The organism is Marinicrinis lubricantis (assembly GCF_042658665.1).
In the GTDB taxonomy this organism is placed as follows: domain Bacteria; phylum Bacillota; class Bacilli; order Paenibacillales; family KCTC-33676; genus Marinicrinis; species Marinicrinis lubricantis.
The window spans coordinates 62918-76299 of sequence record NZ_JBHSQV010000178.1; the positions used below are offsets into that span (position 1 = coordinate 62918).

The 13382-nt window shown below is 50.7% G+C and carries 7 protein-coding genes; 6 read left to right on the forward strand and 1 reads right to left on the reverse strand.

What is annotated here, in order from left to right:
* Positions 1 to 65 precede the first annotated feature (65 nt).
* From uvrB to ACFPXP_RS17775, 3 genes are all read left to right on the forward strand, one after another.
* The gene (gene uvrB / locus ACFPXP_RS17765; RefSeq protein ID WP_379895724.1) at positions 66 to 2051 is read left to right on the forward strand and encodes an excinuclease ABC subunit UvrB; all 1986 of its coding nucleotides are present in this window, start codon (positions 66 to 68) and stop codon (positions 2049 to 2051) included.
* A gap of 41 nt (positions 2052 to 2092) precedes the next feature.
* Positions 2093 to 4981 carry an excinuclease ABC subunit UvrA gene (gene uvrA / locus ACFPXP_RS17770; RefSeq protein ID WP_379895713.1) on the forward strand — a complete coding sequence of 963 codons (2889 nt, stop codon included), beginning with the start codon at positions 2093 to 2095 and terminating at the stop codon, positions 4979 to 4981.
* 344 nt (positions 4982 to 5325) lie between these two features.
* Entirely contained in the window at positions 5326 to 5550 is a 225-nt protein-coding gene (locus ACFPXP_RS17775) for a hypothetical protein (RefSeq protein ID WP_379895714.1), read from the forward strand.
* A 227-nt stretch (positions 5551 to 5777) separates the two neighbouring features.
* Here the strand turns inward: ACFPXP_RS17775 and ACFPXP_RS17780 are convergent, their stop codons facing one another.
* On the reverse strand, positions 5778 to 6746 hold the full coding sequence (locus tag ACFPXP_RS17780) for a sugar phosphate isomerase/epimerase family protein (RefSeq protein ID WP_379895715.1): 969 nt from the start codon (positions 6744 to 6746) through the stop codon (positions 5778 to 5780).
* A gap of 300 nt (positions 6747 to 7046) precedes the next feature.
* Between ACFPXP_RS17780 and ACFPXP_RS17785 the strand changes: the two genes are divergently transcribed.
* The 3 genes from ACFPXP_RS17785 (at position 7047) to ACFPXP_RS17795 (ending at position 13213) form a co-directional block, all read left to right on the forward strand.
* Positions 7047 to 9551: a U32 family peptidase gene (locus tag ACFPXP_RS17785; protein ID WP_379895716.1), complete on the forward strand. Its 2505-nt coding sequence runs from the start codon at positions 7047 to 7049 to the stop codon at positions 9549 to 9551.
* A gap of 153 nt (positions 9552 to 9704) precedes the next feature.
* Positions 9705 to 12773 carry a S8 family serine peptidase gene (locus tag ACFPXP_RS17790; RefSeq protein WP_379895717.1) on the forward strand — a complete coding sequence of 1023 codons (3069 nt, stop codon included), beginning with the start codon at positions 9705 to 9707 and terminating at the stop codon, positions 12771 to 12773.
* 191 nt (positions 12774 to 12964) lie between these two features.
* On the forward strand, positions 12965 to 13213 hold the full coding sequence (locus tag ACFPXP_RS17795) for a hypothetical protein (protein ID WP_379895718.1): 249 nt from the start codon (positions 12965 to 12967) through the stop codon (positions 13211 to 13213).
* The last annotated feature ends 169 nt before the right edge of the window (positions 13214 to 13382 follow it).

Sequence of the window (13382 nt, forward strand, 5' to 3'; positions counted from 1 at the left end):
GTTAATCGAAGGTCTTCATTAGCTTGTCATTCATGAAGGGAGGAATCCATTTGAGTGATTTGATTATGAGCAGTAAACCGTTTCAAGTAGTATCGGATTATAGTCCCCAAGGCGATCAGCCTAAAGCGATTGAGGAATTGGTTCGGCGCATTCAAAATAAAGAAAAGCATGTCACGCTGCTCGGGGCAACGGGTACAGGGAAAACCTTTACGATCGCCCATACGATTGCGGAGCTGAATCGGCCGACACTGGTCATCGCTCATAACAAGACGTTGGCTGCGCAGCTGTGCAGCGAGTTTAAAGAGTTTTTTCCGAATCACGCGGTAGAATACTTCGTCAGCTATTACGATTATTATCAGCCTGAAGCTTATGTTCCTTCGACGGACACTTACATCGAGAAGGATTCCAGCATTAACGATGAAATCGACAAGCTGCGCCACTCGGCTACGGCGTCTCTGTTTGAACGGCGCGATGTTATTATTGTGGCGAGCGTATCCTGCATTTACGGCTTGGGTTCGCCGGAGGAATACCGGGACTTGATGGTTTCGCTGCGCGTAGGGATGGAGAAGCCGCGCAACGAAATTTTACGCCGTCTGGTCGATGTGCAGTATCAGCGTAATGATATTAATTTTACGCGAGGTACGTTTCGGGTTCGGGGCGATGTCGTGGAGATCTTCCCGGCTTCACATGGAGAGCAGGCGGTACGGGTTGAGTTTTTCGGCGACGAAATTGACCGTATTACGGAAATAGACGTGCTGACGGGGGAAATTCTCGGTGAGCGCGAGCACATTTCGATATTCCCTGCCTCCCACTTCGTGACACATGAGGAGAAGATGAAGGTAGCGATTAAAAATATCGAACGGGAGCTGGAGGAGCGTCTTGCGGAGCTCCGGGACAAAGGGAAGCTGCTGGAGGCGCAGAGACTAGAGCAGAGAACCCGTTATGATATTGAGATGATGCTGGAGATGGGCTTTTGCTCCGGAATCGAGAACTACTCCGGTCCGCTCACATTCCGTGAACGAGGGGCCACACCGTATACTTTGTTTGATTTCTTCCCTGACGACTTTCTCGTGGTCATCGACGAATCCCATGTGACCCTGCCGCAAATTCGGGCCATGTACAACGGCGACCAAGCGCGCAAAAATGTCTTAGTAGAGCATGGATTTCGCCTGCCATCCGCGCTGGACAATCGGCCCTTGAAGTTCGAGGAATTCGAGCGCAAGGTGAACCAGATCATCTATGTCTCGGCGACGCCGGGGCCTTACGAGCAGGAGCACTGCCCGACTGTCGTAGAGCAAATTATACGTCCGACGGGTCTAGTCGATCCGATCATCGAGGTGCGCCCGACGCAGGGACAAATCGATGATTTAATCGGTGAAATCAACGAACGCATCCAGAAGGACGAACGGGTGCTGGTCACGACCTTAACGAAGAAAATGTCCGAGGATTTGACCGACTATTTGAAGGAGATCGGCATAAAGGTGAAATATCTGCACTCGGATATTAAGACCTTGGAGCGGATGCAGCTGCTTCGCGATCTCCGTTTAGGTGTGTTTGATGTGCTGGTCGGCATTAACCTGCTGCGGGAAGGACTCGATCTGCCGGAGGTGTCCCTGGTGGCCATTCTTGACGCCGATAAGGAGGGATTCCTGCGTTCGGAGCGTTCCCTAATTCAGACGATTGGACGCGCTGCGCGGAACTCGGAAGGACGCGTCATTATGTACGGCGACAAAATGACCGACTCGATGACGAAGGCGATCTATGAGACGGAGCGGAGACGGAAAATTCAACTGGCATATAACGAAGAACACGGCATTACGCCGCAAACGATTAAGAAGAAGATTCGCGATGTGATCGAAGCGACGAAGGTCGCCGAGAATAAAGCGGAATATTTGGCAAACGATAAACAGCTGACGAAGATGTCGAAGAAAGACCGGATGGCAGTCATCGAGCGATTGGAAGCGGATATGAAGGAAGCAGCCAAAAACCTGCAATTTGAACGGGCTGCTGAGCTGCGTGACGCGATCTTGGAGCTGAAAGCCGCAGAATAGTTGGTATAGCATGCGGTTTTATATAAAAGGAGTGGCGACGATTGGGTAAAGATCAAATCGTTATCAAAGGGGCTAGAGCCCACAATTTAAAAAATATTGACGTGACCATCCCAAGGGACAAATTTGTCGTTCTGACGGGGCTCAGCGGCTCCGGTAAATCGTCTCTCGCATTCGATACGATATATGCAGAAGGACAGCGCAGATATGTGGAGTCTCTATCGGCTTATGCCAGACAATTTCTTGGGCAAATGGATAAGCCGGATGTAGACTCTATTGAAGGCTTGTCGCCGGCGATCTCAATCGATCAAAAGACGACGAGCCGGAACCCTCGTTCCACAGTAGGGACAGTGACGGAAATCTATGATTATTTGCGTCTGCTGTATGCCCGAATCGGTCGGCCCCATTGCCCGAAGCACGGCATTGAAATCACTTCGCAAACCGTAGAGCAGATGGTGGATCGAATCATGGAATATCCGGAGCGGACGCGGCTGCAAATTCTCGCGCCGATCGTTTCCGGCAGAAAGGGAGAGCATGTGAAGCTGCTGCAGGACATTCAGAAGCAGGGCTTCGTGCGGGCGAGAATTGATGGGGAGATTCAGGATTTGTCGGAGTCGATCCAGCTGGAGAAGAATAAGAAGCATAGTATTGAGGTGGTGGTCGACCGGATCGTCATCAAAGAAGATATCGCGACCCGGTTGGCCGATTCGATAGAGACGGCTTTGAAGCTGTCGGACGGCAAGCTGATCGTTGATGTGATCGATCAAGAGGAGCTTGTATTCAGCTCTAATCTTGCTTGTCCAGAGTGTGGTTTCAGCATGGATGAATTGTCTCCGCGCATGTTTTCGTTCAACAGCCCGTTCGGTGCTTGCCCGGACTGTGACGGCTTAGGTGTCAAGATGATCGTCGACCCGGATCTGCTCGTACCGGACACGACACTGACGATTGAGGAAGGCGCCTTTCAAGCTTGGGCAGGGAGCACGTCCAACTACTATCCACAGTTTCTAGCGGCTGTATGCAAGCACTATGGCATTTCTACGAATATTCCCGTAGCCGAGCTGGACGAGGAGCACATGCGGGTCATTCTATACGGGACGAACGGAGAGAAGATTCGCTTTCGTTATGAGAATGATTTAGGAGCGACCAAGGAAGCGCTCGTTCCGTTCGAGGGGGTTATCCGCAACTTGGAGCGGAGATACCGGGAGACCGCATCCAGCGGCATTCGGGAGTTTATTGAAGGCTTCATGAGCGCGAAGCCTTGTGAATCGTGTAAAGGGAAGCGACTGAAGCCGGAAATTCTGGCCGTGACGGTAGGCGATCGCAATATCGCTTATGTAACGGAGCTGTCCATTGGCGAAGCGGTACAATTCTTTGGCTCATTAAAGCTGTCAGATAAGGAATATACGATTGCGAATCTGATCTTTAAGGAGATTCAATCAAGACTCGGCTTCCTGGCTAATGTAGGGCTAGAGTATCTGACGTTAAGCCGTTCGGCAGGTACGCTCTCCGGCGGAGAAGCACAGCGGATTCGTCTGGCGACCCAGATCGGTTCCAGCTTGATGGGGGTCTTGTACATTCTGGACGAGCCCAGCATCGGTCTGCACCAACGAGACAATGACCGGCTTATTCAAACACTGGAGCATATGCGCGATTTAGGAAACACGCTCATTGTCGTGGAGCACGATGAGGACACGATGCTTGCGGCAGATTATATTATCGATATTGGTCCGGGTGCAGGAGTGCATGGCGGTCACATTATTGCACAAGGGACACCGGAGCAGGTCATGAAGGATCCTAATTCGATTACGGGGCAGTATTTGTCCGGGAAGAAGTTTATCGCTGTACCTCCGAAACGAAGACAGCCGGACGGCCGTTGGCTGGAGATCAAAGGCGCGAAGGAAAACAACCTGAAAAATGTACAGGTGAAATTCCCGCTGGGTGTCTTTACTTGTGTCACAGGGGTATCTGGTTCCGGCAAAAGTACGCTGGTGAATGAAATTTTATATAAAACGTTGGCCCGTGATTTGAACCGAGCGAAGACGCGGCCAGGTGCGTATAAGGAAATGCTGGGCTTGGAGCATTTGGAAAAGGTCGTCGACATCGACCAATCGCCAATTGGCCGGACGCCAAGATCGAATCCGGCGACGTACACCGGGGTGTTCGATGACATCCGCGATGTATTTTCCGCTGTACCGGAAGCGAAGGTGCGCGGCTACAAGAAAGGACGCTTCAGTTTTAACGTCAAGGGCGGACGCTGCGAGGCGTGCAAAGGCGACGGCATTATAAAAATCGAGATGCACTTCCTGCCTGATGTGTACGTGCCTTGTGAGGTTTGCAAGGGAAGACGTTACAACCGGGAGACGCTGGAGGTCAAATACAAGGACAAGAACATTCATGAAGTGCTGGAGATGACGATTGAGGATGGAACGGAATTTTTCAAAAATATTCCGCGTATCCATCGTAAGCTGGAGACACTGATGGATGTGGGTCTTGGCTATATGAAGCTGGGTCAGCCGGCGACGACCTTGTCCGGAGGGGAAGCGCAGCGCGTGAAGCTGGCCTCAGAGCTGTATCGCCGCAGCACCGGCAAGACGCTGTACATTCTGGATGAGCCGACGACCGGGCTGCATATCGATGACATCGACCGATTGCTGAAGGTGCTGCATCGTCTCGTTGATTCCGGCGAAACGGTGCTCGTCATCGAGCACAATCTGGATGTCATCAAAACCGCCGACTACATTGTCGATCTAGGCCCGGAAGGCGGCCGGGGCGGCGGTACGATCATTGCGACAGGCACGCCGGAAACGGTCGTGCAGGTGGAACAATCGTACACGGGCAAATATTTGAAGCCGATTCTCGAAAGAGACCGCAAGCGCTCTGAGGACTACGCACAGCGATTGAAGCAGGAAGTCGGGGAAACGGTCGAAGCTTAATTGTTGAAAGTTGAATACCCAGCTCTGAACGCGTGCCTTAGAAGGTGCGCGTTCCGCTGTTCAGCGGGATGCTTTAGGATTCAATACATTGCTGGATTTGGAAAAGTTCAAAAAGTTGACAAATCTTTTAGGGCGAATGGGATGATGTGGTTCAAACCGCATGTTACTATATGTATTGTATAAATCCAAAATTTTCATCAACATCTTGTGGTTTGACAGCTGAGGATAAGATATCCCATTTAGAACACAATAAAGCATGAATGAAAAACCGCTTGCATCTTGCTTGGCATCGAGATAACATATATACAGCAGAACATTGGTATTGGGAAAAAGGAGGGTCCTCCATGTTTTTGGCAGCAGAAGCAGCAGAGACAGCTGAAAAGGCGGGAAAATTTACACCTTGGGACATTTTCATGGTGTTGTTTACGATTATTATTGCGATCGCTGTAGTACGCAACGTTACGGCGAAAGAGAAAAATTTATTTGCAGTCGGCTTCAGTATCGTCGCACTGTTGGCTTTCCTGTACGTTGACTATTTAATGGTCAGAACTTGGCTGGGAATTCTTTAACTGAAAGCATAGAGATAAAGCGGCGCCTGCATGACAGCAGGCGCCGCTTTTTTTAGACTCTGCTCTGCTCACATTAACGAAGCCTAAGGATGATATGAGCGTTAACCGTTAAGCCATAAAGAAAAGCCAACCGCGTCACTAACGCTTCCCGCCTGCAAGGGTCTTGCCCAGACCCCATGGGAAACTGTAACACGGTTGGCTTTTGAGTGTTCAGGAGATGCTGGGTATTACACCCACCACATCTCGCCGACAGGCTCTTTAATCAAAATTTGATTTAGATTTTCTACGGCTTTCGTGAAGCCTTCATCGACTGACATGAGTCCGTCTTCATGCTCAATGCTGACGACGTAGTCATAACCGACAAGGCGAAGGGCGCTGATAATATCAGCCCATGTCTTCACATCGTGACCGTAGCCGACGGTGCGGAACTGCCAAGCGCGGTCCAGCATGAGTGTGTAGGATTGCATGTCGGTGACGCCGTGCTTATTGACGTTAATCGGATCGATCGTCGTATCCTTGGCATGGAAGTGATGGATCGCTCCTTCACGGCCGAGAATATGCACCGCTTGCACCGGATCGATGCCCTGCCACCACATGTGGCTCGGATCGAGATTCGCACCAATCGTTTCACCAACAGCCTCACGCAGCTTCAGCAGTGTAGCCGGCGTATGTACAGAGAATCCGCCATGAAGCTCCAGGCCGATTTTGACATTGCGCTCCTGTGCGAACTTCGCGATTTCCGTCCAGTAAGGGATGACCTTTTGTTCCCACTGCCATTTCAGCAGGTCCTGGTAGTCATTTGGCCAAGGCGCGACCGGCCAGTTCGGATATTTGGCATCGTCGGAATCACCGGGACAGCCGGAGAACGTATTGACGACAGGCACGCCTAATTTCGATGCAAGCTCAATGGTTTCTATTAAATTATCGTGAAATTCTTTTGCAATCGGTTTTTGTGGATGCAGCGGATTGCCGTGGCAGCTGAGTGCGGAGATCATGAGCCCGCTCGCTTCGACGGTTTTCTTGAATTGATCCAGCTTGCCGCTGTCGGACAGCAGCTCCTGCGGATTACAGTGGGCGTTGCCCGGATAGCTTCCGGTACCGATTTCCACTGCCTCAAGCCCTTTGGATGCGATGTACTCTAAAGCTTCCTTCAACGGTTTTTGCGCAAATAATACAGCAAATACACCAAGTTTCAAAATGTACACCTCCGTAAAATAATGGTAAGGGTTTACATAGTTACATTATAGCATTCCTTCCTTGTCCGGGAAAATTCAATGAATAGGTTTATATATATGTGATTTTGCTGTGTTCGAACGGATCGTATACACCTGCAGTTTCCTTTGACCTAAGACACAAGACGCGATAAAATGAGGACAGATTTTGTCTGGAACGAATAGAAAAGGACTTTGATGATTTCGGCCGGTAATTTGCCGATTTTGCCATTATATTTCTGCTGCGATAAATCAAAAGAACACAATATGACTGCGGAGGCTGTTATGAATAGAAGAAGAGAAGATATCGAACTGTTGGCGCCTGCCGGGAACTGGGATTGTCTCAAGGCGGCTGTAGCCAACGGGGCGGATGCGGTTTTTTTCGGTGTAGATAAATTTAATGCCCGTGTTAGAGCGAGAAATTTCACAGCGGACGAGCTGCCAGAAGTGATGTCGTTCCTGCACCGTTACGGGGTGAAGGGGTTCGTTACGCTAAACATCCTCGTGTTCGAGGATGAATTGGAATCGGCGAAGGAGCTTGTCAATGCATGCATCGATGCGGGTGTTGACGCCCTAATCGTGCAGGATCTTGGATTAGTGCAGCTGATCCGTGAAATATCCCCGGACTTTCCGATCCATGGATCGACGCAGATGACCATTACATCGCCGGAGGCTGTAGAATTTACGAAGCCGTTTCATCTGGAACGTGTCGTGCTTGGAAGGGAAAACAACTTAAAGCAGATTAAGATGATCGGGGACCAAGCGAGATTGCCAATGGAAGTATTCGTGCATGGTGCGCTATGTGTTTCCTATTCCGGTCAATGCTTGACGTCGGAAATGTGGGGCGGCCGCTCGGCGAACCGCGGGGAATGCGCGCAGGCATGCAGGCTGCCGTACGATCTGATGGTCGATGAGGAAGTGAAGCCGATGGGCGACATTGCCTATCTGCTTTCTCCGAAGGATTTGGCAGCCGTGGAGCTGGTCCCGGATTTGATTGAAGCAGGCGTGACTTCTTTCAAAATCGAGGGGCGCCTGAAGAGTCCGGAATATGTTGCTAATGTCGTCAGCAAATATCGTAAAGCGATCGATCAATATTTCGCGGGCCAGGATCATCGTCCGAGCAAAGAGGAGATGCGTGAGCTGCAGCAGAGCTTCTCCCGCGGCTTTACGTTCGGATTTTTGAAGGGCACGAACAATAAACAGCTGGTCGACGGTACGTTTCCGAAGAGCCGCGGCGTTTATTTGGGACGTGTGAAGCAGATCACGCGGGAAGGGGTCATCTGTGAGTTGGAGGCTCCGCTCAAGCGGGGAGACGGCATCGTCTTCGACGCGGGAGATCCAACGAAGCCGGAGGAAGGCGGAAGAGTATATGATCTGAAGCGGGGCGGTCAGAAGCTGGAGGGTGCGGCAGACGAACGGCAGCAGATAGAGATCGTCATGGGACGAGACAGCGTCAATATGGCGAAGGTGCATGTCGGCGATCGGATTTGGAAAACGAATGATCCGCATTTGGACAAGCGGCTGCGTGAAACGTTTGAGCACGAGAAGCCATATCGTACCTTCCCTGCATTCGTTTCAGTTCAAGGGCGCGAGGGAGAGAAGCTTACGACGTGGTGGACGGACCTGCAGACAGGCTATACTGTCAGTGTCGATTCGGAATCGGCATTGGTGAAAGCAGAGAAAAGGCCGCTCACCGAAGAGGTGCTGCAGGAGCAATTGGGCAGAACCGGCGGCACACTGTTTGAGCTGGAGGCATTAGAAGTGCAGCTGGAAGGCGAGCTGATGCTGCCGATTCGCGAATTGAACCAACTTCGCAGAACTGCGGTCGAGATGCTGGAGCAGGCACGTGAAATTCCGCCAACGTATATAAAGCGCGAGGTTGATGTGGACCGGGACGCTGTCCCGGAATCGATGAAGTCGAAAGTGCAGTATCCTCGGCTGACGGCACTGTGCAGAAGTTTGGAGCAGGTGCAGGCTGTCGTGAAAACGGATGTTTCGTTCATTTATGCCGATTTTGAGTTTATTAAGCAGTTTCCCGCGGCGGTTAGTAGTGTCCGGGAGGCGGGCAAAAAGATAGCCTTGGCGACGCCGCGTATCCATATGCCAGGGGAGAATGGCTATTTTAACAATATCCTGCGACTGAAGCCGGATGCGGTGCTCGTTCGTAATTTAGGCGCGCTGTATTACTTTATGAAATATAAGCAGGAGCATCCGAATGAGCCGTTTCCTGAGCTGATCGGCGACTTTTCGCTCAATGCGGCGAATCATCGGACGGTCAATCTGTTTTTGGAAGCAGGCTTAGATCGGGTAACCCCTTCCTACGACCTGAATATTCAGCAAATGGTCGATATGCTGCGCAAAGCAGACACTTCAAAGATGGAGATCGTCATTCATCAGCATTTGCCCATGTTCCATACCGAACACTGCGTGTACTGCACGTTCCTCAGTGAAGGAACGGATTATACGAACTGCGGGCGTCCTTGTGAGGAGCACCGAGTGTCCTTGAAGGATCGGATTGGCATGTCCCATCCGGTACGGGTGGATGAAGGCTGCAGAAATACCGTCTACAATGCGATTGAGCAGTCGGGGGCGGAATATTTGCAGAACTTTCTCGAGCTGGGCGTCACGGATTATCGTGTCGAGTTTTTGGAGGAAAATGCACAGAAGGTCGAAGAAGTCATTTCTCTATACGAAAAAGCGCTGCGCGGTGAAATTACCGGCACGGAGGTATGGAGAAAGCTGAAAGCAACGAATCAGCTAGGTGTTACCCGGGGACAGCTGGTTAAATAAAACGTTCATCCGAAGGGGCCATATGCATGAAGTAACATGCATGTGGCTTCTTTTTTGTCTAACGGCACTTGGAAAAAATGTAGTATTTTATCGAAAACAGTCAAATGCTATATTTACGCTAAAGAGACATTGGAGGATGGAGGGTAAGACCGAATGCATAAGCTTCTTGTGGTGATGGCCGTCATCGTTTTGGCAGTACAGCCGCTGTTCCCTGCATATGGCTTTGCTTCAAGCCAGAATGAAAAAATATTGTCCTTCGATGCCAAGGAGAAGGCAATCCCGGGCGAGGTGATTGTGAAGTATAAGGAAGGAAGAGACGGATATTACCCCCGCTCACTTCAAAAATTGAACAAAGCATTCGGCAGCCGTTATCAATCGAAAAAAATAAGCAAGCACGGTACCTTCGTGTATGCGTTTCCGGAGGATAAGCCGCTGGATGAAGTCATCGACACCCTGTCGGAAGATCCGAATGTGGAATATATTGAGCCGGTCTATCCGATTTACGCAGCGGATATGCATGTGAGCAGCGAAGCGGGAACAGACGACTGGACTGGACGTACAGATGAGGAGACATCGCTTCGCCCTGCACGGGTTGTATTTGGCGACCCCTATTTCGGTGATCAACAGGGATATTTTGATGTGATTGGCAGAACGCTGCTGCAGCAGGATGTGACAGAGCAAGATCTTGCTCCGTTGACTGTTGCAGTGATTGATACGGGGGTCGATCTGCAGCATGAAGATTTGCAGGCTTCGATCGTGGCAGGCTACGACTTTGTCGATGGGGACAACGATCCCGATGATGATGAGGATGGCCACGGCACACATGTAGCGGGCATTATTGCAGCGCTGGACAACAACGGAATCGGCGTTGCGGGTGTAGCCAGCGGGACGAAACTGATGCCGATTCGCGTGCTGGGACCGGAAGGAGGTACGACCGCCGACTTGGCTTCCGGTATTGATTGGGCCGTATCTGCAGGAGCAGATCTCATTAATTTGAGCTTGGGGGGAGAGATGGATAGTCGGGCGGTTCACGATGCCGTCAGGCATGCGGTGAATGGTGGTGTACTGGTCATAGCTGCAGCAGGCAATGAAAGCTCGGCTGTCGTCTATCCCGCCGCATACGAAGAAGTCGTTGCTGTCGCGGCTCTTATGCCGACTCGGAACGGTCTTCGTGCGGCTGATTTCTCCAACTATGGTTCGGAGATTGATGTAAGTGCGCCAGGCGTTTCGATTCTAAGTACACTTCCGAATAACATTTATGGTTACGCCGATGGCACATCCATGGCAGCTCCGATCATAACAGGTCTTGCTGCACTGCTGTTGGCAGAAGATCGGTGGCTTACGCAGATGGAAGCCAGAGAAAAAGCGGAAACTCTTCATTTTAGTTTAACGGAAGCGGTTTATGATTTGGGCGATCCAGGATTTGATATATATACCGGCTATGGATTGGTGGATGCTACATATTTGCTGGAATCCCCTCGTCCCGAATTCTCCGCACCCGCCGAGACGGTCGTAGGAGACGCCGTGGAACTAGGTATTCGTTTGACGGATGCGAGAGGCACCGTCAAGACGGATGTATATCGCTATCAGGAATTATATGCTTCCATTATGGATCCATCATCGAATCTAGCTGCTTTGGATGAATTTACGATTCCGTTTGAAGTGGAAAATGGCGAAGGGTACGTCGTGTACAAGCCTACGGTGCCGGGAATGCATTATATCGGCACGTGGGAAGGCATGACAGCGAAGCAGAATGAAACGCAGCTTTGGATTGATGGGACCATCGCCTTAGCGGTTAAGCCAAACCCCCCCGTTGCATCCATAGCCTCGGGGATATATCGTACTGCTCAATCGGTGTCGTTAACCGTGGAGGAAACGGCAGGCACATCGGCGATTTACTATACGTTAGACGGTTCGACTCCCGATCCATATACATCCTCCGTTTATCAAGGGCCCATCGCCATAGACCGTTCTACCGTCATTCATGCGATCTCGGTACAAAACGGTATGGTCAGCGGAATGAGCAGCTTCAGCTATACGGTCGGTGGCGATACACCTGCTCCCGGTACTGGCGACGAGCCTCCAGAGCCCGAACGGAAAGTACCGACTGTCGTGGACGGACAGTTGAACTTCACGGTCTCCCAGGACAGCATACAAGATCAGCTGAACGATCCGAATTCAACGAGTATTGTGATCGAGATCGATACCGATCATGGAAAACTATACGATAGTCTGAATGTGTCGCTGCCAACGGCTGCCTTTTTGGCGGGTAAAGAGCTTGTGATCCGAACCGACGCAGGTGATTTCGCGTTTCCTGCGCATTCTGTCGATCAATCGATCGGGCTTGAAACATTGAACCTACGTGTACATATGGGAGCACGGCAGACAGGGCCATTTTTCGAAGAAGCCAGCAGGCTTTCTGTTCCATATGAACTGTCACTGCTTGCAGGGGAGAAGGTCATGGACCGTCTTCGCTACGGCGTCCAGATCACGGTTCCCTATGAGGGAGAAGCCGTGAATACGGAGAAGGTGGCCGTCTACGGTTATGATGCTGAAGATGACAGGTGGCTGTATATGGGAGGAACCTTAAACGATAACGGGACGATGACTTTTACTCTTCATCCATTTGTGCCTTTTGCCGTGATGGAGTACACTCGGGTCTTTACCGATACTTTCGGTCATTGGGCAAAAGCAGATATTGACTGGCTGGCGATGCGTCAAATGGTAGAGGGGACAAGCAAGTCGCTGTACAGTCCCAAGAGACAGGTGACACGTGCTGAATTTGCTGCATTGGTAACCAGGGCGCTGGACCTTCCAGCAGTTGACCGAGCCACGACTTTGATATTCGAAGACATTAAGCAGGGCGTATGGTATGCGGATGCGGTTGGCAGAATATATGAAGCGGGCATCGTCAAAGGCGTTAGTGAAAGGCAGTTTGCTCCAGACCGATTCATCAGCAGAGAGCAGATGGCCGTAATGCTGGTTCAAGCATATGGTTATGCGAAGGGGATAGATCCTGCCGCCATGGGAGACAGTCAGCAAACGGAATTTGTGGATGAAAACCAAGCGTCACTTTGGTCCCGTGAGGCCGTTCGTGCTGTGGATGAGCTGGGCTTGATGGCCGGAGATGAACAGGGACGATTTCTTCCGAAGCAGGGTGCCTCCCGAGCGGAGACGGCGGCGGTCGTTCACAGACTCATGAACCTGCTGGCGGAAAGATAATTTTTTTCATGAATCAAAAAAAGCATATACAGTTTATGGCCTCCGGTGTATAGCGCCGGGGCTTTTATTTTTGGCAGAACCATACATATTTTTCTTTCATTGAGACAAAGTAACAAAGTCAGCAACCATTTGCTATCGGAAGCGAAGGAACATCCATGTTACCAGAAACCCAAAAAAGGAGAGATGCATCGATGCAACAGATCATGCCGCAGCATGTCATGCAGCAGACACAGGCGGGCCAAGGGATGACCGTTAAGGAGATGCTGTATATCACGGATTGTATGCGAAATGAGGAGCTGCTGACGAAGCTTTGTGTACAAGCGGCGATGCAGTCTAAAAATCAGCAGATGTCAGGGTTGTTTCATCAATATGCACATGAGAGCTTTAATGAATTCAATGATCTACTCGGCATGCTGCAGCAGGATATACCGTTCCAATAACATACAGGAGGAATGGGGATTCAACCATTTCTACATTTGAAGAAGTCCAGCGGTATGATGTCAAGTCCCTGATTCGTGTAAATTGGAAAAAGTTTTGAGGATAACCTCCTACGAGTCAGGAAAAAAGGCATCACGAAACTAACCCAGTTGAAAATGGCAGTGATTTACC

What these genes read in the sequence shown, in the direction of transcription:
- uvrB (WP_379895724.1), top strand. Translation starts at nt 66, where the DNA reads ATGAGCAGTAAACCGTTTCAAGTAGTATCGGATTATAGTCCCCAAGGC.
- ACFPXP_RS17790 (WP_379895717.1), top strand. Translation starts at nt 9,705, where the DNA reads ATGCATAAGCTTCTTGTGGTGATGGCCGTCATCGTTTTGGCAGTACAG.
- ACFPXP_RS17775 (WP_379895714.1), top strand. Translation starts at nt 5,326, where the DNA reads ATGTTTTTGGCAGCAGAAGCAGCAGAGACAGCTGAAAAGGCGGGAAAA.
- ACFPXP_RS17785 (WP_379895716.1), top strand. Translation starts at nt 7,047, where the DNA reads ATGAATAGAAGAAGAGAAGATATCGAACTGTTGGCGCCTGCCGGGAAC.
- ACFPXP_RS17795 (WP_379895718.1), top strand. Translation starts at nt 12,965, where the DNA reads ATGCAACAGATCATGCCGCAGCATGTCATGCAGCAGACACAGGCGGGC.